Below are 22,807 nucleotides of genomic sequence, written 5' to 3'. Positions count from 1 at the left end.
CGTCCCGTGCCACCTTGGCACGGGACGCAGTTCAGATAAATTCATGACAGAGACGACCCAAGTGACCGAAGCAGGACTGACCATGCTCAATCGGACTGCGGAGAACGTTGCCCGGGCGACCCCGGAACCGTTGGCCCGCAAGGTTCGGGGCATCAGCGACAAGGGCCTCGCCTGGCTGTTCATTTCGCCGACGATCCTGTTGCTGCTCGCCATCAACATCTTCCCGCTGTTCTGGGCGATCTATCTGTCGTTCACCAATTTTCGGGCCAACCGCCCGAACGAGGTGGTGAAGAATCTCGGCTTTGCCAATTACCAGCGCATCCTCGCCGACAAGGACATCTGGATCGCCATGCAAACCACGGCGCATTTCGTGTTCTGGACCATCCTGCTGCAGACGCTGATCGGCTTCACGCTGGCCTGGCTGATCGACAGGAAGTTCCGCGGCCACGCGTTCTGGACGACGCTCATCCTGGTTCCGATGATGCTGTCGCCGGCGGTGGTCGGGAATTTCTGGCGCTTCCTCTACGAGCCGCAGATCGGCCTGTTCGCCTATGCCATTTCCTTCGTCACCGGCATCCCACCGACAAACATCCAGATGCTCTCCAACGTGTCGCTGGCGCCATGGTCGATCATCATCGTCGACACCTGGATGTGGACGCCCTACGTGATGCTGATCTGTCTCGCCGGGCTGCGCTCGATCCCCGAATACATCTATGAGGCGGCCGAGGTCGACCGCGCCTCCAACTGGCGGCAGTTCTGGTCGATCACGCTGCCGATGGCACTGCCCTTCATCATGCTGGCGGTGCTGTTTCGCGGCATCGAGAACTTCAAGATGTTCGACATGGTCAATCTGCTCACCGGCGGCGGGCCGGGCTCCACCACCGAGGTCGCCTCGATCACGCTCAAGCGTCAGGCCTTCGAAAGCTGGCGGACGGGCTATTCCTCGGCCTTCGCCATCATCCTGTTCGTCGCGGTATTTGGTCTCGCCAACATCTACGTCAAGGCGCTCAACAAGGTGAAGCAGAGATGAGCCTGACCACTGCCCACTCGGTCGTCGCACCCTCGGCAAATTCGAAGCGCATCGCGGGCGCGATCATCATCGCCTACGCGCTGATCTCGATCGTGCCGCTGCTGTGGATCTTCGCCACCAGCTTCAAGACGCCGCCGGATTCGATCGCCTACCCGCCGAAACTCCTGTTCCAGCCGAGCCTCGAGGGCTACTGCAACCTGTTCACGACGCGCACCCGGCAAACGCCGGAATACATCAACTCGCTGGGACCGGCGACGGGCTTCTGCGACGAGACCACGCGCAAGCGCAACATGGTGATCGCCGGCCCGTCCAACTTCCTGCCGCGCTTCGTCAATTCGTTGATCATCGCCTTCGGCTCGACCTTCTGCGCTGTCTTCCTCGGAACGCTGTCGGCCTATGGTTTCTCGCGCTTCAAGGTGCCGCTCGCCGACGATCTCCTGTTCTTCATCCTGTCGACGCGCATGATGCCGCCGATCGCCGTCGCGATTCCCATCTACCTGATGTACCGCGAGCTTGGCCTGTCCGACACCGCGCTCGGTATGATCCTGCTCTATACGGCGGTCAATGTCTCGCTGGCGGTCTGGCTCTTGAAAGGCTTCATCGACGAGATCCCGCGCGAATACGAGGAGGCGGCGATGATCGACGGCTATACGCGGCTGCAGGCCTTCTGGCGCACCGTGCTGCCGCAAGCGACCACCGGCATTGCCGCCACCGCCATCTTCTGCCTGATCTTTGCCTGGAACGAATATGCCTTCGCTGCCCTTTTGACCTCGGGCACGGCGCAGACCGCGCCGCCCTTCATCCCGACCATCATCGGCGAGGGCGGCCAGGACTGGCCGGCGGTGGCGGCCGGCACGACCATCTTCCTGGTGCCGATCCTGGTCTTCACCATCCTGCTTCGCAAGCAATTGCTGCGCGGCATCACCTTCGGCGCGGTGCGCAAATGAGCCTGACCAGCCCTCAGAAACGCAAATCGCGCTGGCCGGTCTGGGCCAGGCGCGGGCTGATGGAAAACATCGCTACGGTGCTGATCGCCCTCGGCTTCCTGATGCTGTTCCAGCCTTTCGCGCTGTCGCTCTACACCTATTCCTTCATCACCATGCTCGCCGGCACCGTGATGTTCATCATCGTCTCGAAGTTCCCGGAATAGCCATGGCCGAAATTCGCGTTCAGCACCTGAGAAAGGCCTTCGGCGATTTCGTCGCCGTGCAGGATTCCAACTTCGTCGTCGAGGATGGCGAGTTCTTCGTCATGCTCGGACCGTCGGGCTGCGGCAAGACGACAACGCTGCGCATGATCGCCGGGCTCGAACTGCCAACCGGCGGCCAGATCCTGCTCGGCGGCGACGACGTCACCATGCTGCGGGCGCGCGAGCGCGACATCGCTTTCGTCTTCCAGCTTTTCGCGCTCTATCCGCACATGAACGTGCGCAAGAACATCGGCTTCCCGCTGCTGGCGCAAGGCATGCCGTCAGCCGAGATCCGCCAGCGCGTCGAAGAGACGGCCAAGCTTCTGCGCATCGACCATCTGCTGAACAAATCCGTCTCCGGCCTTGCCGGCGGCGACCGCCAGCGGGTGGCGCTCGGCCGCGCCATCGTGCGGCGGCCAAAATGCTTCCTGATGGACGAGCCGCTGGGGACCCTTGACACCGAGTTCCGCGATTTGATGGTCCATGAATTGCGCGAACTGCACAACCGCATCCACGCCACCACCGTCTATGTCACGCACGACCAGATGGAAGCGATGTCGATGGCCGACAAGATCGCGGTGATGAACCATGGCGTCATCGAACAGTTCGGCACGCCGCGCGAGATCTACGACCGGCCGGCGACCATGTTCGTCGCCGACTTCATCGGCTCGCCGCCGATGAATTTCCTGGGCTTCGGCGGCGGACTGGCGAAGGGCGCCAAGGAAATCATCGTCCAGGGTGCGAAGGTCGCGGTGCCGGAAGTGCGCGAGGATATCGCCCCGGCCGACATGGCGCTCGGCATCCGTCCGGAACACATCCGCTTCGACGACAACTCCAAGCTGCGTGGCGCGATCTATGGCACCGAATATCTCGGCACCACGCAGATCGTCGCGGTGGAGACGGCGGACGGCATCATCAAGGCCCGCGTGCCGGCCGAAATCCGGCTCTCGACCGGCGACCATGTCGGCCTGACGCTGAGCAGCGCGCGGCTGTCGGTGTTCGAGAAAGGATCGGGCCGCGCGGTGAGAACCGCGATCCACGATGCCGCCTCGGAGCGGAGGGCACAGCATGGCTGACGTGCACATCAAGAATGTGAGCAAGAGTTTTGGCGACCATGTCGCCGTCAACGGTCTCGATCTCTCCATCGCCGATGGTGAGTTCGTCGTGCTGCTCGGGCCGACCGGCGCCGGCAAGACGACGACGCTGCGGCTGATCGCCGGGCTGGAGCGGCCGGATGCCGGCACCATCGAAATCGGCGGCCACAATGCCACGTCGCTGTCGCCGGCCGAGCGCGACACCGCCTTCGTGTTCCAGCAATACTCGCTCTATCCGCATCTGTCGGTGTTCGACAACCTTGCCTTCCCGCTGCGCTCGCCGGCACGAAGGATGCCGGAAGAGCAGATTCGCCGCCGGGTCGAGGAAGTGGCGAAGATGGTGCGCATCCACCACAAGCTCGCCAACCGCTCGACCAAGCTGTCGGGCGGCGAAATGCAGCGCGTCGCCATCGGCCGCGCGCTGGTGCGCAAGCCTTCCATCTATCTGATGGACGAGCCGCTGTCGTCGCTCGATGCCAAGTTGCGGGCGGATCTCAGGCTCGAACTGAAACGCATCCAGGCCGAACTCGGCGCTACCATGCTCTATGTCACGCATGACCAGATCGAGGCTATGACGATGGCCGACCGCATCGGCATCCTTGCCGACGGCGTGCTGGTGCAGATCGGCTCGCCCCGTACGATCTATTCGGAGCCGGCAAACCTGCATGTCGCGGCCAGGCTCGGCCAGCCGGCGATCAATCTATTGCCAACCGGACTGCTGCCCGATGGCGGCGCACCGGCCGGCACCAAGACCATCGGCGCGCGCACCGAACATCTGTCGATCGAGAAGGCCGCGAACGGCCATGCCGACGGCGTCGTTGACTGGGTCGAGCATCTCGGCGACCAGAACCACCTGCATGTGACGGTGGGGACCCGGAAGCTGGTGACGCTGACCGATCCCGAAACGGATCTGGGGCAAGGCGACAGGGTGGTGATACGCTACCGCTCGCCGCTCTATTTTGGTGCCGACGGACAAAGGCTGATGTGAACGGTTTTCGGGGTTTCCCTGCCAAGGGTTCGACACCAACTTCTGATTGACGATTGCGAATACAGGACTGGACGAATTCGATGAAGCACTTTTTCAATCGCAGGGAAACGATCGTCACCGAGGCGCTGGACGGCCTCTTGCGGACCATCGGCGCCGGCGACCTCGCGCGCCTCGACGGCTATCCCGAGATCAAGGTCGTCCTGCGCGCCGACTGGGACAAGACGAAGGTAAGCGTCGTCTCCGGCGGCGGCGCCGGGCACGAGCCGTCACATGCCGGCTTCGTCGGCAAGGGCATGCTGACAGCGGCGGTTTCGGGCGAGATTTTTGCCTCGCCAAGCGTCGAAGCGGTGCTGGCGGCCATACGCGCGGTCACCAGCCCGGCCGGCTGCCTGCTGATCGTCAAGAACTACACCGGCGACCGCCTCAATTTCGGCCTGGCGGCGGAGAAGGCGCGCGCCGAAGGCTTTCGCGTCGAGATGGTGATCGTCGCCGACGATATCGCGCTCCCCGACATCGCCCAGCCGCGCGGCGTTGCCGGCACCTTGTTCGTGCACAAGATATCAGGCCATCTGTCGGAAACCGGCCACGATCTGGCTGATATCGCGGCGGCCGCGCGAGCCGCGGCGAAGGACATTGTGTCACTCGGCATGTCGCTGTCGTCCTGCTCGATCCCGGGCCAGCCGCATGAAGACAGATTTGGCGAAAATGACGGCGAGCTCGGCCTCGGCATTCATGGTGAGCCGGGCGTCGAGCGGATCGCCGTGCAAAGCGCCGACAGGCTGGTCGCGATCATGGCGGAGCGGCTTGCGGCGCGGCTCGATCCAGCAGGCAGCCATGCCTTGCTGATCAACAATCTCGGCTCCGTGCCGCCGCTCGAAATGTCGCTTGTCGCCAATGCGGTGCTTGCCTCGCCGCTGGCCAAAACCATCAAGCTGACGATCGGCCCCGGACCGCTGATGACGGCGCTCAACATGAACGGCTTCTCGCTGTCGCTGATCCGGCTCGACGCCGTACGCGAGAAAGCCCTGCTGGCGCCGGTTGGTCCGCACGCCTGGATGCTGGCAAAGCCCGTTGTATCGCCCTCTGTCGCGCCCATCGTGAAACCAGCTGCTGAAGGCGCGGCGCGCAAACCCAGCCAGGATGCTCGCACCCGACGGCTTGTCGTCACCATCTGCGAAAGGCTGATCGCGCTCGAAGGCACTTTGAACGGACTGGACGCCAAGGCGGGAGACGGCGACACCGGTTCGACGGTGGCGACAGGCGCGCGCAGTGTGCTGGAGAGGCTTGATACGCTGCCGCTTGCCGATCCTGCGGCCACCCTTGGCTCGGTGGGCGACATTCTGAGCGCGTCCATGGGCGGCTCCAGCGGGGTGCTGCTGTCGATCTTCTTCACCGCGGCGGCGCAGGCCCTGGACGGCGGCGCCAGCGTGGCCAAGGCGCTGCTTGCCGGTCTCGAACGGATGACTTTCTATGGCGGCGCGGAGGTCGGCGACCGCACCATGATCGATGCCCTCGAGCCAGCCCTGAAAGCACTCGACGCCGGCGGCCTGGAGGAAGCGGCAACAGCGGCTCAACGCGGTGCCGAGGCCACGTCCACCATGGACAGGGCGAAAGCCGGGCGGTCCGCGTATGTCGGCAGCAAGCTGCAAGGCGTGGTCGACCCCGGCGCCTATGCCGTGGCCGAGGTCTTTGCAGCCGCAGCCGCGCTGCTTGCAGCGGCCTGACGCATGCTTCAGTTGTCGAATGAAAATTCTTTCGCTACTGCCAGCAAGGTGGGAACCAGGAATTTGGCAGACATGGCGGCGTTGAACCTTTCCAGGCTGATCGTGGCGGCCGCGGATACAATCGCCGCTCACGCAGAGGAGTTGACGGCGCTGGACCAGGCGATCGGCGACGGCGACCACGGGCTGAACATGAAGCGCGGCTTCGAGGCCGTGCGCAGCGAGGCCGAGGCGTTTGCTGCCAAGCCGCTGCCCGAGGCACTCAAGGCGATCGGCACCAAGCTGGTGATGACGGTCGGCGGCGCTTCGGGCCCGCTGTTCGGCACCTTGTTCATGGCGCTCGGCAAGGAGATTTCCGCCGCGCCCGATCGCGCCAATCTGACCCTGGCTTTCGGCAAGGCCATCGAGGCCGTGGCGGCGCGGGGCAAGTCACAGGTCGGGCAGAAGACGATGCTCGACGTGCTGCAGCCTGTGCATGAGGCGCTGCTGCAGGGAAAGACGGCGGCGCAAATTGCCGATAGCGCCGACACGGCCGCCGAAGCAACCGTGCCGATGAAGGCCCTGCGTGGCCGCGCCTCGTTCCTTGGCGACCGCTCGATCGGCCATATGGATGCCGGCGCGCGTTCAACCGCGCTTCTGGTGCGGACAGTGGCGGAAACCGTCGGGGAAAGCGCATGAGCAATGTCGGCATCGTCATCGTTTCGCATTCGCCGCTGGTCGCCGAGGGCACGGCCGACATGGTGCGGCAGATGGTGGGCGACGAAGTGCCGCTTGCATGGTGCGGCGGAAACGGCCATGGCGGTCTCGGCACCAATGTCGAGGCGATCATGAGCGCCATCGACAGGGCCTGGTCGGAAGCCGGCGTCGCCATCCTGGTCGATCTCGGCGGCGCCGAGACCAACAGCGAAATGGCGGTGGAGATGATCGGCGAGCCGCGTGCGCAGAAGATCATCGTCTGCAACGCGCCGATCGTCGAAGGCGCGGTGATGGCGGCGACCGAGGCGTCCGGCGGCGCCTCGCTGCGCGAAGTGGTGGCGACGGCGCACGAATTGTCGCCGTCGTGAACGAACGGGAACTTTAAAGACATGTCCGCAGCCGCCGAAGCGACCGTTCTGATCACCCACGAGGTGGGTCTGCATGCGCGTCCTTCGGTGAAGTTCACCAAGCTGGCCAAGACCTTCGCCGCCGAGGTGGAAATAGCACTGGCCGCCAACGGGCCATGGTTCGACGCCAAGAGCATCGTCAAGGTGATGGCCACCAAAGCGCCGAAGGGCACGGTGCTGCATATCCGCGCCAGCGGCGACGGCGCCAATGATGCGGTCGACGCGCTGGTCGAACTGGTGCGGCGCGATTTCGACGAAGGCGCGGACCATGTCCGAACCGCTTAGGCTGCAAGGCATTTCGGCGTCGGCCGGTTATGCCGAGGGACCGCTGTTCGATCTCGACCAGATTGCCATTGCCTATGCCTGCAAGGAAAATGCCGCCGACGAGAAGGCTGCGCTCGAGACCGCAATCGATGTCGCGACGGGCCGTCTCGCTGGATTGATCAATATCGCTGACGGTGACGCCGCCGACATCCTCGAATTTCAGATCGCCATGCTGGAGGACGACGCGTTGAGCGGCCCGGCTTTTGCTGCGATTGCCTCTGGACACCCCGCCGATACGGCATGGCGACAGGCGCTGGATGTGGAAATCGCTGGCTACGAGACCTCGGATCAAGACTATTTCCGCGCCCGAGCGGCCGACATACGCGACATCAGGGACCAGGTGCTGCGCGCGCTGACCGAGGATGGCGGGGTTCAAGCACCATCCGGCGCCATCCTCTACGGCGAGGACATCGCGCCGACGCGCTTTCTCGAAACCGACTGGAGTGGCGGTGGCGGCATCGCGCTGAAGGCGGGCAGCACGGCGAGCCATGTCGCCATGCTGGCGCGCTCGCGCGGCGTACCCATGGTTGTGGGGCTTGGGGAGGTGGATCTTGGCAACGCGCCCGCCAATCTTGCCTGCATCGCGCTGCTCGATGCCGAACATGGCGGCATCGTGCTGTCGCCTTCCAAGGCCGAAATCGACGCCTTTCGCCAATCGTCGTCGTTGTTCTCGGCGCGCCGCGACCGGGCCGGGGTTTTTCTGGCACGGCCGGCGGTGACCAGGACCGGCATAGCGGTGCGGGTGCAGGTCAACATCGCTGACCCGTCCGACGTCGACGGCATCGACATCGCCACCTGCGACGGCGTCGGCCTGATGCGCACCGAATTCCTGTTCGGCAAGACGTTGCCCGATGAGGAAACGCAGTATCGCGCCTATCGCAAGGTGCTGGAATGGGCCGGCGACAAGCCGGTGACGATCCGCACCGTCGATGCCGGCGGCGACAAGCCAGTGCCCGGCTTCACCGTCGAGGAAGGCAATCCGTTCCTCGGCCTGCGCGGCATCAGGCTGTCGCTGGCGCGGCCGGAAGTGTTTCGTGTACAAATCCGGGCGTTGCTGCGCGCCGCCGTCCACGGCAGTCTGAAAGTGATGTTCCCGATGATCGCCATTGTGGAGGAATACAGACAGGCAGCGGCGATGTTCGCCGAAGAGCAGGCAGAGCTTGCCGCGCGCGGCATTGCGCAAAAGATGCCGCCGCTCGGCATCATGGTCGAGGTGCCGTCGGTGGCGATCGCGCCCGAGGCCTTTACCGAGGTCGCCTTCTTCTCGATCGGCTCCAACGACCTGACCCAATATGTCATGGCAGCCGCCCGCGACAACGCTCTGGTGGCGCACCTGAATTCGGTCCGTCATCCAGCCGTGCTGCGGCTGATCGCTGCGGTGACCGCGTTTGGCCTGCGCGAAGAAATCCCGGTCAGCCTGTGCGGCGACGCGGGCGGTGACCCCGCTGCGATCCCGTCGCTGCTCGAGGCCGGCCTGCGCGCTCTGTCCGTCGCTCCGGCGCAACTCGCCATGGCCAAGGCGGCGATCGCGGACGTTTCTATCCAGGCGCGGCCGGCATGATCGACAAGATACCTGAAGCCGGTTCCGAAGAGGCGATCCGCGCCTATAAGACGATCCTGTCGCATGTCATCGACCAGCGACCGTCCGGCATGCGCCAGCGGCTTGCCGATGCGCTTGGCAAGCACCGCAGCTTCGTCACGCAGATCTCCAGCCCGGCCTATTCGATCCCGATTCCGTCAAAGCATTTGCCTTCGATCTTTTCGGTCTGCCATTTCAGCCCGGCCGAGCGCGATCAGTTTCTTGCCGCCTACCATCAGGCGCATCCGGGAAAAATGTCTGTCGCGGCAGGCATGCGCAAGACACGGCATGTTTCACTCATCGTGCCCGATTTCGGCGACGACAAGCAGAACGCAGCGCTCGATCGGGCAGTGAATGATTTTATCCAGAAGATCACCAGCATCACCGGCAAGGGTGGCTGATCCGTCAGAGCGGTTCAACAAGGCCCATTTCGGGAGGAGACGGCCGTGAAGAAATTTATGAATTCGGTGGACACGGTGCTGACCGAAAGCCTCGACGGCTTCGTTGCCGCCCATGCCGACATTCTGGTGCTTGGCGAGGAGCATAAATTCGTCCGCCGCAAGACCTTGCGGCCGGGCAAAGTGGCGCTGATCTCCGGCGGTGGCTCCGGCCACGAGCCGCTGCACGGCGGCTTTGTCGGTCACGGCATGCTCGACGCCGCCTGCCCCGGCCAGGTGTTCACCTCGCCGACGCCGGACCAGATGCTGGCGGCGGCGGAGGCCGTCGACACCGGCGCCGGCTGCCTGTTCATCGTCAAGAATTATGAGGGCGATGTGATGAACTTCGAGATGGCGGCTGAAATGTCGGAAGGCGTCATGCAAATCGTCACCAATGACGATGTCGCCGTCGAGAATTCGTCCTACACGACTGGCCGGCGTGGCGTCGCCGGCACGCTGGTGGTCGAAAAGATCGTCGGCGCGGCGGCCGAGCATGGCCTGGCGCTGGCGCCGCTGAAGGCGTTGGGCGAACGCGTCAACGCTGCTACCCGCTCGATGGGCGTGGCGCTGACCAGTTGCACCGTGCCGGCCGCCGGCAAGCCGACTTTCGACATCGGCGACGGCGAGATGGAGTTCGGCGTCGGCATCCATGGCGAGCCTGGAAGGCGACGCGACACCTTGAAAAGCGCCGATGCGATCGCACAAGAGATTTGTACCGCGATCCTTGGCGATCTCGGCGACGGAGCCAAGGGCCCGGCGCTGCTGTTCGTCAACGGTTTTGGCGGCACGCCGTTGATGGAGCTCTATCTCATGTACAACAGCGCGCGGCGGATTTTCGGCAGGCATGGCGTGACGGTGACCCGTTCGCTGGTCGGCTCCTATGTCACCTCACTCGACATGGCCGGCTGCTCGATCACGCTGACCATGCTCGACGCGGAAACGACCGCGTTCTGGGATGCGCCGGTGCACACCGCTGCGCTGCGCTGGGGCATGTAGTCTTGCTGCCAGGCCGGCAGCGGGAACGCGCCCGCCGCCGGCTTCCAGCAGGTATCGTCCCAGAAATAGTCTTCTTCGCGATGCGGGAGCGCCCGACCCGTCCGGGCCGGACCGTTGCTTTTCTTCCCCTAAGTAAGGTAAAGACTCCTCGGGAGTTGTGGAGAGAGCGTATGCGTTACAATTGGGAACGGGCTCCGACGAGCTTCGAACGTCACAGAAAAGCCCTGGCGACAGCCATTTTGATCTTCGGTGGCATCGGCCTCATGCTTGTGGCTTTGCCGATCTAGAGCAATCGACTTTGTCTGCGCGGCTGGCCGGTCACCGCAATGAAGCGGCGGTCGCGGCCCTCGAAGCCCTGGCTGAAGCGCTGCACCAGCACGACAATCACGGCCGGCTTGCCGGCAGGGGTGAATTCGTAGGATTCCGAAAGGCTGTAGGAGGTCGGGCAGTTCCTCGAACCCGGCACGGCCTTGTCCTCGTGCAGGACCTTGAACGGCTTGCCGTCCTGCCCTTGTAGCGTCAGCCGGAAGCCGAGCGCCTTGCCCGATATGTCGCCTTGCTGCGTGGCATCGAAACTCGCTGAACAGTCTGTGGTGCTGCTGGCCAGGATCTGGTCGAGCTGGATGGTCGAAATGTCGAGTTGGTCATGGAGCGGCGAAAGCCATTTCTGCGACACCTGCTCGAGGCGGGAATGTCATTGTAGGCAACCATCTCATCGGGAAAGGTGAACTTGTCGGAAGCCGTCTGCTCGCCGCGCGATGCGATGGTATATTTGGCAAGGATGGGCGCCGCCTTAGCGGCGGCCTGTGCCCTTGCCTGTTCGAGGGTCAGTGTCGCCTCCTCGGACTCGTCGACGACGAGGATCGGCTTGCCGCCAACGAAGGCGTCGGTACGGGTGTCGATGATGTCGATCTGCGAATAGCCGGAGTTCGAAGCGCCTGCGTCGAGCGTTCCAAATTGCTCGAAGGCGAAATAGTTGCCGTCGGGCGAAAAGCCGATGATGCGCCGTGCCGCGGCATCGCCAGCCCAGGCGGCGGACGCGACCGTCAATGACAGTGACGCCAGCACGGCCGCTCCAATCCGATATCGCAATTTCATCGCAGCTTGCCCCCAAGCGCTAGGTCGATGCCGGCTACACAATGGCGCACATTTGCGGCCAAGGTTAGAGCGCGCTATCTGGTGTAAGAAATACATTCCTGGGGAGGTGTTGGATGGCTTCACGTTATCACGAGGTCTATGACGGCTGGAAAGGCGATCCGGAAAAGTTCTGGGCCGAGGCGGCTAACGCCATCGACTGGTATTCGCCCTATGACAAGGTGTTCGATGCCACGGCCGGCGTCTATGGCCGCTGGTTTACCGGCGCCACCTGCAACACCTGCTACAACGCCGTCGACCGTCACGTCGCCGGCGGACGTGCCGAGCAGATCGCGCTGATCCATGACAGCGCCATCACCGGAACGATCAAGAAGTTCACCTATGCCGAGCTGAAGCGCGAGGTGGTCGCGCTGACCTCGGTGCTGAAGAACCGCGGCATCGGCAAGGGCGACCGCGTCATCATCTACATGCCGATGGTGCCGGAGGCTGCCTTTGCCATGCTGGCCTGCGCCCGCATTGGCGCCGTGCATTCGGTCGTCTTCGGCGGCTTTGCCTCGCATGAGCTTGCCACCCGCATCGACGACGCCAAGCCGAAGCTGATCATTTCGGCCTCCTGCGGACTGGAGCCGGGTCGCGTCGTTGCCTACAAGCCACTGCTCGACAGAGCGATCGAGATTTCCCGCCACAAGCCGGACGGCTGCCTGATCCTGCAGCGCGACCAATTGCGCTGCGAATTGAAGGAGCATTTCGACATCGACTATGCCGATGCCGTCGCCCGGGAACGGGCAGCCGGCGCCAATGTCGACTGCGTTCCGGTGCTTGCCACCGACCCGCTCTACATCATCTACACATCGGGCACGACCGGCCAGCCCAAGGGCATCGTGCGCGACAACGGCGGCCATATGGTCGCGCTGAAATGGACGATGGAAAACGAGTTCGGCGTCAAGCCGGGCGAGGTGTTCTGGGCAGCCTCCGATGTCGGCTGGGTGGTCGGCCATTCGTACATCGTCTATGGGCCGCTGCTGCATGGCTGCACCAGCGTGTTGTTCGAAGGCAAGCCGATCGGCACGCCCGATGCCGGCACCTACTGGCGGGTGATATCAGAGCATGGCGTCGTCGCGCTGTTCACCGCGCCGACCGCTTTTCGGGCCATCAAGGGGCAGGATCCGAAGGGCGAGTTCATTCCGAAATACGACCTGTCGAAATTCCGCACGCTGTTCCTCGCCGGCGAGCGCGCCGACCCCGAAACCATCAAATGGGCGGAGCAGAAGCTCAACGTGCCGGTGGTCGACCATTGGTGGCAGACCGAGACCGGCTCGCCGATGACGATCAATCCCGCCGGCCTCGGCCTGTTGCCGGTGAAATATGGCTCGCCCGGCGTGCCGATGCCAGGCTACGACATTCGCGTGCTTGACGATGCCGGCCACGAAGTGCCGCGCGGCACGCTGGGCAATGTGGTGGTCAAGCTGCCGCTGCCGGCCGGCTGCCTGCCGACGCTATGGAATGCCGATGCGCGGTTCCGCCAAGCCTATCTCGACGAGTTCCCCGGCTTCTACAAGACGGCGGATGCCGGCATGGTCGACGAAGACGGCTATCTCTACGTCATGGCCCGCACCGACGACATCATCAATGTCGCCGGCCACCGGTTGTCGACCGGCGCCATGGAGGAAGTGCTTTCCGCCCATCCCGATGTCGCCGAATGCGCCGTCATCGGCATCGCCGATACCATGAAGGGCCAGGTGCCGCTTGGCTTCGTGGTTCTGAATGCCGGCGTTTCGCGCGAAACCGGTGCCATCGAGAGCGAAGTGGTCGGCCTGGTGCGCGAACGCATCGGCCCGGTCGCCGCCTTCAAGACGGTGGTGACGATCAAGCGCCTGCCCAAGACACGTTCGGGCAAGATCCTGCGCGGAACCATGCAGAAGATCGCCGACAAGGAAGAATGGACGATGCCGGCGACCATCGACGATCCGCTGATTCTCGACGAAATCACCGCCGCCCTGAAGGAGCGTGGGATCGGCGTCTAGCAAATCGTCGCGGTCGGCGCCGCAATCTTTTGTTGTGCGATGCAGCAATCCACCTTACATCCTTGACCGGGGGGCCATCCGGCGAGGCGGTATGGCTCAGCAGAAGAAAATCACATTTGGCGGCGTCGACATCCTGCGGTTCCTCGCCGCCGTCATGGTCATGGTCTACCACTACGGCTTCTGGGTGTGGGCGTTTCCGGACGGTGTTTCGGCACGCGCCACGGGCGGCATTGCCGCGCAACCGGCGATAGGCGCCTGGGTCGAATCCGGCTGGATCGGCGTTCAGATCTTCTTCGTCATCAGCGGCTTCGTTATCGCCTTCAGCGCCGAGACATCGACGCCGCTGCGGTTTTTCGAAGCAAGGGTGAAGCGACTGGCGCCGGCGGTCTGGATCTGCGCGCCCGTCACCGCGGTCGTGCTTTTGATCGTCGGCCTGAGCTGGCCGACCGATGCGGTCGACAGGCTGGTTCGCACCGGCCTGTTCGTTCCCTACGCACCCTGGGTGGACAGCGTCTACTGGACGCTCGGCATCGAGATCGCCTTCTATGCCATCGTCTGGACCTTGCTGCGGCTTGGCCGCTTCCATCAGATGGAATGGGTGGCGATTGCCATCGGCATGGTCAGCACGCTTTTCTGGTGCCTCTATTACCCGCTCGGCTGGGCCGACCTTGCCGAGGCACGCACGCTCGACCTTTTGCTGGTGCATCACGGCGTTTTCTTCGCGACCGGCGTCATGTTGTGGCTGATGCGCTTCAAGGCGGTGACGACGGCTCGCCTTGCCTTCTGGGCCCTGTTCCTGGGCGGCGGCGTGCTGCAGATCGCCAGTTCGGTCGACGTTCACATCCTGAAGGTCGGGCGAGAGATGCCGTTCGCGCCGCCGATCCTCATCTTCCTCGCCGCGGTCGCACTGATGGCGTGGTCGCTTCGGCTCGACCTCGCCTGGAGCGGCTGGCGCCGGATCGGCCTGATGACCTATCCGCTCTACCTCCTGCATGACGTCGTCGGCGCGGCCCTGCTCGGTGTCCTGGTTCGCGCGGGTCTGCCGCATCTCTTCTCGATGGTGATCGTCGGCGCGACAATGATCGCGGCAAGCTGGCTGGTGGCGACCGAGGCCGAACCACGCATCCGGCTGCTGCTCGACCACACCGTTTTTCGCTATCGGCTCAAGGTGGCGTAGTCGCGACTGTTCATCCGCGGGTCTCCGAGGCCCGGCTCGGCACTGCGGCCTTCCAGAGCGGAGGCCAACTGCCACAGGAATCGCCGGACCCGCGAAGAAGGTTGACCCATGTGCCTCTGGAGGCTGACCTGCTCCTAATGCATCACCCAAAGCGCGCGGCGTTCGGGGCATGCATAAAGCAAAGATTCAGGGCGCGTCGACCGACCCTGTTTCAACGCAATGCGCTTTAAGAAGGCCTACTCGAGCAACGTCAGACCGTTGCCTTTGCCTTGCTGCGCACTTCCGACTTTTCCAGATAGTAGGTCGAGTATTTGTCGAAGAATTTCTCGGAGCCGCCGAACGATCCGTATTTGGCCAGCTTCTTCAGATCGACCTTGTTCAGCACCGCCCCGATGATCTTGTTGGCAACATAGGGTTCGGATTCCAGCATCGACCTCACCATCGCGCGGGGCGTGCGCCCCCATTCGGTGACGAGCACAAACCCGTCAACCAGCGGCGCGAATGCCTTGGCATCGACCACCGGTCCGAGCGGCGGCAGATCGACGACGATGTATTCGAAGGTTTCCTTGGCGTTATCGATGAAGCGCCGCATCCCGGCCGAAGAGAGAAGTTCGCTGGTGTGCGAGAAGTGACCGCGCGACACGGCCGGGATGATGGCCAGCTTCGTCTGCCGGTCGATCTTGCCAACGGACTGCCACGCCTGGCCGTTGACCACGGCTTCCATCAAACCTTGCTCGGCTTCCATGCCGAGACCACGGCTGAGGCCGGGGTTGCGCAGGTCGCCGTCGATGAGCAGCGTCTTGGCGCCGTTGGCGGCAAGCAATCCGGCGAGATTTGCCGCGACCGTCGACTTACCCTCGCCGGGAAGCACCGAGACGATGCCGATAACGCGGCTGCCTTGCCCTTCCATCACGACGTCGAAGGCGATCTTGGCGCTGCGCAGCGTTTCGGAGAACATCGACGCAGGCGAATCGATGCTCACCCGCATGCGCGCCCGCCTTTCGGCGGACGACAGCGATCTGGCGGTCTTGTCATCCACCTGGGTATCGCCCGGCTTTTCTTCCTTGCTCAGCTTGCCGCCGATCGTCGGCAGATAGCCGAGGAATTTCAGCCCGACACGGTCGCGCACCTCCTCGCCGGTCCTGAAGAAACGTTCGTTGAATTCATTCAGGCCGCCGAAGCCGGCGCCCATCAGCGTGCCAAGCACCAGCGAAAGTCCAATCACGATGATCGTGCGCGGGCTTGACGCGGTGAGCGGCATCGAGGCGTCCGAGATGATGCGGATCTTGCCGACCGGGAAGGATTGCTGCTGCGCGGCTTCCTCGTAGCGGCCGAGGAATGTCTGATAGAGCGTGGTGAGCGCCGTCGCCTGCTGATCGAGTTCCCGCAGCTTGACCTGCGTCTGGTTGTCGACGGAACTCTTGCCTTGCGCGGCCGCGACATTGGCCCTGAGCGCGGTCTCGCGCGCCAGCGCCACTTCATATTCGTTGCGATAGCTTTCGGTCAGCTGCTTCAGTTCGCCGAAGATCTGCGTCGATATGTCGGCCTTCTCCTTGGCAAGCGCCAACGCCTGCGGATGCTGGGCGCCAAAATTCGCCTCGACGTCCTGCAGCCGCTTGGAGACTGTGAGGTAACGGGTCTTGAGCGCCGCGATGACCGAGCTGCTCGGCTGGTCGCTTGATATGGCGGCATCCTTGAAAGCGTTGTCGGAGCCGCTTTCGACAATCGCCTTGTACTGCTGGTAGCGGGCACTGGCGCGTGCGGTGTCGGCCTGCGCGACGATGAGCTGGGCGTTGAGATCGGAGAGTTGCTTGTCGCTCATCAGCTGGCCGTCGCTGTTGGCGGCCAGGCCATGTTCGGCCCTGAACTTCTCGACCGCGAGCGATGCCGCCTGCGAGCTCTCGCGCAATTCCGTCAATCGTCCCTGCAGCCAGACCGCCGCCCGCTCGGTGGCGTCGAAGCTGGCATCGAGCTGATCGGCGAGATAGGCATCGGCATAGGCTTTGGTGATCGCATGGGCGAGCGCCGGATCCGTCGACTGATAGCCGAGGGCGATGACGTAGCTTCGCCCGGTGCGCTCCGCCCGCACCTCGTTCTGCAGCTTGAGAATCGCGTAGTCGCGACGGGACGTGGCGATCAGGGCATCGCGGGTGGCGGGGTCGAGCTTGCTGATGTCACCGACGCCCGGCATGACGGGGCTGGGGCGAACATACTGGATCAGGCCCCGGATCAGACCGACGCCCCTTGCCAGAGCCGATACAGGCGGATTCAGGAAGGCATCGTTCTGGTCGAGCTTCAGCTTGTCGACGACCACGGCGGCAAGCCGCGTCGAGGTCAGGATCTCGATCTGGCTCAGGATGGCGGAATCGGTCTGCATGGTTGTCGACGCCGCCGAGATGTCATCGACGATCTTGTTCAACCCCTCGTCGATCAGCACGCTTGAGACCGACTGATATTGGGGCGGCGTGGTCTGCAGATAGAGCAGGCCCAGAAAGAGACCGATGACGGCGCACACGGCAACCACCTTGGCTTGCCGTGCGGCCATGCCAAGCAGCCGCTCGATGTCGATGAAGTCTTCGCCGTCTCCTGCGTCCGAATTCGGCAATGGCATCCTCTTGTCGAGAGGAAAGTTGGCGTAATTCATCTTCGATCCAATTCCAGAGCCTGTTCCATCCCGATGATTGGGATGGGGATCCATTTCAGCGTTTGAGCATGATCTTTTCCGAAAACCGGTAGTCATTTTTCGGGATCATGCCGGGGCTTGCACAGCCGCGAAGATCGGGAGCATTGCGCAATAAAACGCAAACTTCGTGCCAGGCGGCGCGGGAGCTATCGCCCCGCGTCGCCAGCCATCTGTAAATGCTCCCGAAACATGGGCATTATGCGGCTTCTTCCTGGCGTTCATGCGACCGGACGAACTCCTGAAGCATCTCGAAAATCGGGCCCTTCATGTCGTCGCGCGCCAGCGCGAAGGCGATGTTGGCCTGGATGAACCCTTCCTTGGAACCGCAGTCGAACATGCGGCCCTTGAAAGGCTGGGCGAAGAACGCCTGGTCCCGCGACAGCCGGACCATGGCGTCCGTCAACTGGATCTCGTTGCCGGCGCCGCGCTGTTGATTGCCCAGAAGCGCGAAAATCTCGGGCTGCAGGATGTAGCGGCCGTTGATGTAGAAGTTCGACGGCGCGTTGGCCGGCGCCGGCTTTTCGACCATCGCCGTCACCTCGAAGCCGCCGCCGATATCGGCGCCACGGCCGACGATGCCGTATTTGTTGGTCTCGGTCGGATCGCAGCGCTCGACGGCGATCACGTTGCCGCCGGTTTCAGCATAGAGGTCGACGATCTCGGCCAGGCATCCGCGGCCACCGAACGACACCATGTCCGGCAACAGCAAGGCGAAGGGCTCGTTGCCGATGACTTCGCGCGCGCACCAGACGGCATGGCCGAGGCCTTGCGGCGACTGCTGGCGGATGAAGGAGGTGGCGCCGGCCACCGGCAGCATGCTTTCGAGCGCCTCCAGCTGGGTCTTCTTGCCGGTCTGCTCCAGGGTTCCGATCAATTCCGGATGCAGGTCGAAATAGTCCTCGATGACCGCCTTGTTGCGGCCGGTGACGAACACAATGTGCTCGATGCCCGCCTCGAAGGCCTCGTCCACCGCATATTGCACGACAGGCCTGTCGACGACGGGGAGCATTTCCTTCGGCATCGACTTGGTCGCCGGCAGGAACCTTGTTCCAAGTCCTGCCACCGGTATCACGGCCTTCCTGATTTTCTTCATCGCAAATTCCTTCTGAGGAGATCGACTTCAGTCCATTCACAAGCCACGAAAAATCCCTTCATGTGCCTGCATCTTCACCTCCCCACCCCAACGGCAAACTGTGCCGCTACTCTTCGCAACCGCACGGCGATCGGCATGCCCATATGCCTGACCGCCGCCGGGTCGCTGAGCGCAGTCCGGATCGCCTTGAGCGGGGACCGCGCCTTGATGTGCTGAACCATAGACAGGAACGATGCGGCCTTGCGCAGGCTGCGGCTGCGCCGGGCGAACGCGACTTGCGCGGCCTCGTCCATCGAATGGGTTTGAGCGAACACGGCATCTGCCTTGCGCATCGCTTCGACGTGGTGAAGCTCGAGCACGCGGGAGATGGAGCCTCTGCGGATATGATAGGCATAGCCGATCGCCGGCTCGACCACGCATTTGCCGCCCTTGGCCAAGGCGTTGGCGAGCAGGATGTAGTCTTCGCCGATGCTCAGTTTTTCATCATAGCGAAGCTCGTTTTCGTCCAGGAACGCACGCTGGAAGATCGGCTTGAGGTAGCCGAGGTTGAACTTCGATTCGAAAACGACGTTGCCGGCGATGTAGCTGGCCAGCGAGATTTCGCTCAAATCCTCCAGATAGCGCGTCGGAAACATCGCGTCCTCGACGACACCGTCCTCGCGAATGACCTGCAAATTGTCGACGGCGATCTCGGCGCCCGCCTTTTCGGCACGAGCGATCATGGCCGCGATGCGGTCGGGAAAAACGGCGTCGTCGGAATCGAGAACCGCGATCCATCTGCCGCGGGCGACATCGAGCCCGGCATTCCTGGCGCCGCCGGGACCGCGATTGTTGGCCAGGGCGACGACGCGAACGATATCTTGCGGATAGGCCCGCGCCACATCGAGCGTCGCGTCCCGCGACTTGTCGTCGACGACGATGATTTCGACGCTGACGTTTTTCTGCGCGATGGCGCTGGCGATCGCCCGGTCGAGGGTCGCCTCGGCGTTATAGGCGGCTATGACAAAGCTGACGTCAGGCTGCACGCTTGCCCCCTTCCTGCGGCGAAGGCTGGCCGTAGAGGCGGATTTCGCGGATGCCGACAAGGCCGCTGACGACACCGACATGCATAATGCCGCGCAGCACGCTGCGGTTCCTTCGAACCGGGCTGATGACGACCGGAAGCGCAGAGGCGAAGCAATAGATGGCCTTTGCCGACGCCAGGCCGACCTGCTTGACCAGGGCGATGCCGCGCGCGTTGCGCCCCAGAAGATGCCCGTGCGTCTGCCCGACGCGGAAGCGTCGGCGCCCGAGCCAGTCGAATGCCGCCCTCAAGCGTGGCACCACCTCGTCAACCCAGGCGTCAGGCGAAAAGACGATGCGGCCGCCCGCTTTGTGCATCTGGTCGAAGAACTCGGTGTCCTCGCCGCCGGTCTGGCCGCGCGCCAGGCTGAAGCGGCGGCCACGCAGGCTGTCCGACCCCATGCGGAGCAGAACGTTGCAGGTGTAGCCGGTCTGGATCTCGCCGCGCACCCATACCGGCAAGGTCGAATGGAAATCGCCGCGCTGCATCCAGTCTGGCGCATCCGGACGATAACGCGCCCGGACCGGGCCGAGCACGGCGGCTGCACCGCTCGCTTGCGCCGTCGCGACCAGTTCGGCGAGCCAGCGCGGCGTGGCCGTCTCGTCGTCGTCGATGAAAGCGACGAAATCCGCCGTGCTGGCGTCGAGGCAAGCGTTGCGGGCAATCGAAATATTGCGCGCCGGGCAATGCTGATAGCGGACTGGCACCGTCAATTCCCGCGACAGCACCGTCACCAGCTCCCGGGCGGTCGGCGTGTCGTCATTGTCGGCGACGATGATGCTGATAGCGAACCCGGCCGGCATCTGCATGGCGTCGAGCGAACGCAGCGTGTCGGCCAGTTCCGGCCGCCGGAACGTGCAGACGCCGATGTCGATGCTGAACTTCTTGGCCTGCGCCGCCATCACGCCACCCCGCGCCGCGACCCGAGGCCGAGAAGCTGAAGCCAGAAGCCGATCGACCAACCAAGATGCATGACCATCGCCGAGACGCCGGCCAGCGCGATGTCGGCATTGCGCTGGCGGATGGCCGTCCACAGGCCGTAACCCTGGCACACCGAGGCCCACAGCAGCAGCGGCACCGCCGCCAGCCAGTGCACGAATGAGAGCGCCGCCAGCAGCACGACTGGAAACACCAGGAGTGGCACGATCTGACGGATCTTCGGGATGACGCGGTGCTTCAGCACATTCTTGGCGCGGCCGCGACCATAGCCGAGATACTGGAAATAGAGGCCGCTGAGCGAGGTGCGCGGGTAGTAGATCATATGCGTCTTGCCGCTCATCCAGATCTTGTAGCCGGCCTGTCTCAGCCTGTAGTCGAGCTCGGCATCCTCGTTGTGGCTGAACGTCTCGTCATAGCCGCCGACAGAACCGAACGCCGATATCCTAATCAGCGCGTGATGGCCGTGATCGACCCACTCTCCGGCGGAACGGTGCCGGTGCTTGGAGCCGCCGGTGCCGAGCTTGGAATTCTGTGCAGCCGCGGCCGCCTTCTGCACGGTGCTGCTGCCGCTGGTCAGCATCGAAACGACAACCGAATCCGCTCCGGTGGCCAATGCCTCCTCAACCAGCCGGTCGCAATAGTCGTCGGGATAGCCGCCATGCGCATCGATGCGGATGAGATAGTCGGCACCTTCGCCGAAGGTGCCGACGGCGAGATTTATCGCCGCGCTTTGGATGCGCCGTTCGTTGTGAAGCAGGATAACGCGCGGATCCTTGCTTGCGATGTCCTTGACGATAGCCAGCGTGCCGTCGGTGCTGCCGCCGTCGGTGACGATGATCCTGGCGCAAAGCCTTGCCGCGGCGGGGCGCAGTTGATCGAGCAGCACACCGATATGGGCCGCTTCGTTCAGGCACGGAATAACGATCAGGCTGGATGAAGGTTTTTTAGTCTGCGTCATCAGCCTCTGTCCATGTTCAGTCATCCTACGCCAATGCCTCGGCTGCAAACGAACCGGATACGGCGGTCAGGCTGCGTAGCCGCTCGACAAGCGCCCGACAATCGCTGCGGTCGTAGCTCCAGGTCCTCGGGTTGCGGGCACGAACATGCGCCTTCAACCTGGCGAAACGATGCTCATCCATCTTGCCAAGCGTCGCTTCGAGCGCCCCCGGCGAAGCCTCCGGCAAGAGAATGCCGATATCCTGCTCGCTGAGGAACCGCCCGGTTTCGGTGTCGCCCATCGAGATCGGCACCGCGCCGAAGCGGCAGCCTTCGTAAAGACGGTTGGGCAGCAGCCATTCGGAATTCTGTCCCGCTTCGAAGAAATCGATCGCCCAGGAAAAATGGACGTCGCCATAGATCGACGCCATGTCCTCCGGATTGCGATAGGGCCCGCCAAACGAGAGCCACGGCTCTGATTCGACGAAAGCATGGAAATCCGAGAATTCGGACAGGGCCGGACGGCCGCGCAGCACGACCTCGAAGCGTCCCTCCATCCGGCGGGAGAAATCGGCCAGCAGTTCGAGCGAGCGGCGGCAGCGCAGTGCGCCGAACCAGCCGATTCGCCATGGCGGTCCGACGGGACTCTCAACCGCCTCAGGGCTAACGGGCGCTTCAGGGCTGCCGGGCAAAATCGCGGCTGCCTCGAAATACTTGTTCTCGACCAGTTCGATCGGCGCCGCGACCTGGCCGAATGGCTTGAAATAATTGGCGATGAAGGCAGGCGAACTGGTCACCAGCAGCTTCACGTCCCTGGCCAGGAAGCGTTCGACGGCGCGCAACGCCTTGCCCAGGACATCTTTGCGAAGCACAAGGCGATGAATGTCGAGGCACTCGTATACGATCGGAACCAATGCACCGAAGGCGGATCTGGCGCGACGGGCAAGCGCCAGCATTTCCAGGTTGCGCGCGATGATGAGATTGGGCCTGGGCGTGTCGCCAAGCCTGGAGCCGATCGAGAACGCGGCCTTGGCGATCGCCGCGAGCCGCTGGCCGAATCGCCCGTCACGCGTCGCGCCAAGGTCGATCGGCCGCAATCCCTCGATATCCGCAATCGGATTTGTGGTGCGACGGAAGCCGGCCAATGTGACCTCGGCCCCACCTGCCCTGAGCATTATGATCCTCCGGCGCACGGCCGGATCGGAGACGTCGTGCACAAGGTACAAGACATGCAGCATGAAAACTCGACCGCTGTTGGCCCACCCAAGGAGAGCCTAGTACAGCTCTTGCTGCATCGCAACATTTTTGGCGCGACGATCCACGTTTTCTGTTGCAC

General features: G+C 63.5%; 22 protein-coding genes. 14 read left to right on the top strand and 8 right to left on the bottom strand.

The window, feature by feature from the left end; genetic code table 11:
- Nucleotides 1-82 precede the first annotated feature (82 nt).
- The 12 genes from AC1DZU_RS03655 to dhaK all read left to right on the top strand — a co-directional run bounded on the left by AC1DZU_RS03655 (nt 83) and on the right by dhaK (nt 10,461).
- Nucleotides 83-1,030 (top strand): carbohydrate ABC transporter permease, encoded by a 948-nt coding sequence (locus AC1DZU_RS03655; RefSeq protein WP_184873362.1) that lies wholly within the window; start codon nt 83-85, stop codon nt 1,028-1,030.
- Nucleotides 1,027-1,977 (top strand): carbohydrate ABC transporter permease, encoded by a 951-nt coding sequence (locus AC1DZU_RS03650; RefSeq protein WP_095082780.1) that lies wholly within the window; start codon nt 1,027-1,029, stop codon nt 1,975-1,977. Before AC1DZU_RS03655 ends, AC1DZU_RS03650 begins: the two co-directional genes overlap by 4 nt.
- Nucleotides 1,974-2,180 carry a hypothetical protein gene (locus tag AC1DZU_RS03645; RefSeq protein ID WP_457150034.1) on the top strand — a complete coding sequence of 69 codons (207 nt, stop codon included), beginning with the start codon at nt 1,974-1,976 and terminating at the stop codon, nt 2,178-2,180. Before AC1DZU_RS03650 ends, AC1DZU_RS03645 begins: the two co-directional genes overlap by 4 nt.
- A 2-nt stretch (nt 2,181-2,182) precedes the next feature.
- Nucleotides 2,183-3,295 (top strand): ABC transporter ATP-binding protein, encoded by a 1,113-nt coding sequence (locus AC1DZU_RS03640; RefSeq protein WP_477281800.1) that lies wholly within the window; start codon nt 2,183-2,185, stop codon nt 3,293-3,295.
- Nucleotides 3,288-4,301, top strand: a complete 1,014-nt coding sequence (locus tag AC1DZU_RS03635) for an ABC transporter ATP-binding protein (protein ID WP_477281798.1) — start codon at nt 3,288-3,290, stop codon at nt 4,299-4,301. The genes AC1DZU_RS03640 and AC1DZU_RS03635 overlap by 8 nt, the downstream gene beginning before the upstream one ends.
- An 80-nt stretch (nt 4,302-4,381) precedes the next feature.
- Nucleotides 4,382-6,025 (top strand): dihydroxyacetone kinase subunit DhaK, encoded by a 1,644-nt coding sequence (locus tag AC1DZU_RS03630; RefSeq protein ID WP_477281796.1) that lies wholly within the window; start codon nt 4,382-4,384, stop codon nt 6,023-6,025.
- Nucleotides 6,026-6,097: 72 nt separating this feature from the next.
- A complete protein-coding gene (dhaL, locus tag AC1DZU_RS03625) occupies nt 6,098-6,700 on the top strand; it encodes a dihydroxyacetone kinase subunit DhaL (protein WP_477281794.1) in 603 nt (200 codons plus the stop codon).
- A complete protein-coding gene (gene dhaM, locus AC1DZU_RS03620) occupies nt 6,697-7,086 on the top strand; it encodes a dihydroxyacetone kinase phosphoryl donor subunit DhaM (RefSeq protein ID WP_184873275.1) in 390 nt (129 codons plus the stop codon). The genes dhaL and dhaM overlap by 4 nt, the downstream gene beginning before the upstream one ends.
- Before the next feature lie 21 nt (nt 7,087-7,107).
- Nucleotides 7,108-7,410, top strand: a complete 303-nt coding sequence (locus AC1DZU_RS03615; protein WP_477281789.1) for an HPr family phosphocarrier protein — start codon at nt 7,108-7,110, stop codon at nt 7,408-7,410.
- Complete coding sequence (gene ptsP / locus AC1DZU_RS03610) at nt 7,394-9,010, top strand: phosphoenolpyruvate--protein phosphotransferase (RefSeq protein WP_477281787.1); 1,617 nt, start codon at nt 7,394-7,396, stop codon at nt 9,008-9,010. The genes AC1DZU_RS03615 and ptsP overlap by 17 nt, the downstream gene beginning before the upstream one ends.
- The gene (locus AC1DZU_RS03605; protein WP_457150028.1) at nt 9,007-9,429 is read left to right on the top strand and encodes a hypothetical protein; all 423 of its coding nucleotides are present in this window, start codon (nt 9,007-9,009) and stop codon (nt 9,427-9,429) included. Before ptsP ends, AC1DZU_RS03605 begins: the two co-directional genes overlap by 4 nt.
- 45 nt (nt 9,430-9,474) lie before the next feature.
- Nucleotides 9,475-10,461, top strand: a complete 987-nt coding sequence (gene dhaK / locus AC1DZU_RS03600; protein WP_477281785.1) for a dihydroxyacetone kinase subunit DhaK — start codon at nt 9,475-9,477, stop codon at nt 10,459-10,461.
- 283 nt (nt 10,462-10,744) lie between these two features.
- Here dhaK and AC1DZU_RS03595 read toward each other — a convergent pair whose 3' ends face one another.
- Both AC1DZU_RS03595 and AC1DZU_RS03590 read right to left on the bottom strand, forming a co-directional pair.
- Nucleotides 10,745-11,011, bottom strand: coding sequence for a DUF2259 domain-containing protein (locus tag AC1DZU_RS03595; RefSeq protein WP_477282222.1), 267 nt, complete (start codon nt 11,009-11,011; stop codon nt 10,745-10,747).
- On the bottom strand, nt 10,981-11,559 hold the full coding sequence (locus AC1DZU_RS03590) for a DUF2259 domain-containing protein (protein ID WP_477281783.1): 579 nt from the start codon (nt 11,557-11,559) through the stop codon (nt 10,981-10,983). Before AC1DZU_RS03590 ends, AC1DZU_RS03595 begins: the two co-directional genes overlap by 31 nt.
- Before the next feature lie 113 nt (nt 11,560-11,672).
- Here AC1DZU_RS03590 and AC1DZU_RS03585 point away from each other — a divergent pair, with 113 nt between their 5' ends.
- Both AC1DZU_RS03585 and AC1DZU_RS03580 read left to right on the top strand, forming a co-directional pair.
- The gene (locus AC1DZU_RS03585) at nt 11,673-13,580 is read left to right on the top strand and encodes a propionyl-CoA synthetase (RefSeq protein WP_477281781.1); all 1,908 of its coding nucleotides are present in this window, start codon (nt 11,673-11,675) and stop codon (nt 13,578-13,580) included.
- Nucleotides 13,581-13,671: 91 nt separating this feature from the next.
- Nucleotides 13,672-14,757 carry an acyltransferase family protein gene (locus tag AC1DZU_RS03580; protein ID WP_477281779.1) on the top strand — a complete coding sequence of 362 codons (1,086 nt, stop codon included), beginning with the start codon at nt 13,672-13,674 and terminating at the stop codon, nt 14,755-14,757.
- Between the two features lie 250 nt (nt 14,758-15,007).
- Here AC1DZU_RS03580 and AC1DZU_RS03575 read toward each other — a convergent pair whose 3' ends face one another.
- The 6 genes from AC1DZU_RS03575 to AC1DZU_RS03550 all read right to left on the bottom strand — a co-directional run bounded on the left by AC1DZU_RS03575 (nt 15,008) and on the right by AC1DZU_RS03550 (nt 22,709).
- Entirely contained in the window at nt 15,008-17,401 is a 2,394-nt protein-coding gene (locus AC1DZU_RS03575) for a polysaccharide biosynthesis tyrosine autokinase (protein WP_477281777.1), read from the bottom strand.
- Nucleotides 17,402-17,636: 235 nt separating this feature from the next.
- On the bottom strand, nt 17,637-18,533 hold the full coding sequence (locus AC1DZU_RS03570; RefSeq protein ID WP_095082814.1) for a UTP--glucose-1-phosphate uridylyltransferase: 897 nt from the start codon (nt 18,531-18,533) through the stop codon (nt 17,637-17,639).
- 74 nt (nt 18,534-18,607) lie between these two features.
- Nucleotides 18,608-19,558, bottom strand: coding sequence for a glycosyltransferase family 2 protein (locus AC1DZU_RS03565; protein WP_477281775.1), 951 nt, complete (start codon nt 19,556-19,558; stop codon nt 18,608-18,610).
- The gene (locus AC1DZU_RS03560) at nt 19,548-20,498 is read right to left on the bottom strand and encodes a glycosyltransferase family 2 protein (protein ID WP_477281773.1); all 951 of its coding nucleotides are present in this window, start codon (nt 20,496-20,498) and stop codon (nt 19,548-19,550) included. Before AC1DZU_RS03560 ends, AC1DZU_RS03565 begins: the two co-directional genes overlap by 11 nt.
- Nucleotides 20,498-21,493, bottom strand: coding sequence for a glycosyltransferase family 2 protein (locus tag AC1DZU_RS03555; protein WP_477281771.1), 996 nt, complete (start codon nt 21,491-21,493; stop codon nt 20,498-20,500). Before AC1DZU_RS03555 ends, AC1DZU_RS03560 begins: the two co-directional genes overlap by 1 nt.
- A 25-nt stretch (nt 21,494-21,518) precedes the next feature.
- Nucleotides 21,519-22,709 carry a glycosyltransferase gene (locus AC1DZU_RS03550; RefSeq protein WP_477281770.1) on the bottom strand — a complete coding sequence of 397 codons (1,191 nt, stop codon included), beginning with the start codon at nt 22,707-22,709 and terminating at the stop codon, nt 21,519-21,521.
- Between the last annotated feature and the right edge of the window lie 98 nt (nt 22,710-22,807).

It is taken from the genome of Mesorhizobium sp. P2_A12, from assembly GCF_056405075.1.
Note: the sequence above shows the minus strand (reverse complement) of the source record. Positions and strands in the feature narration are given on the sequence as shown.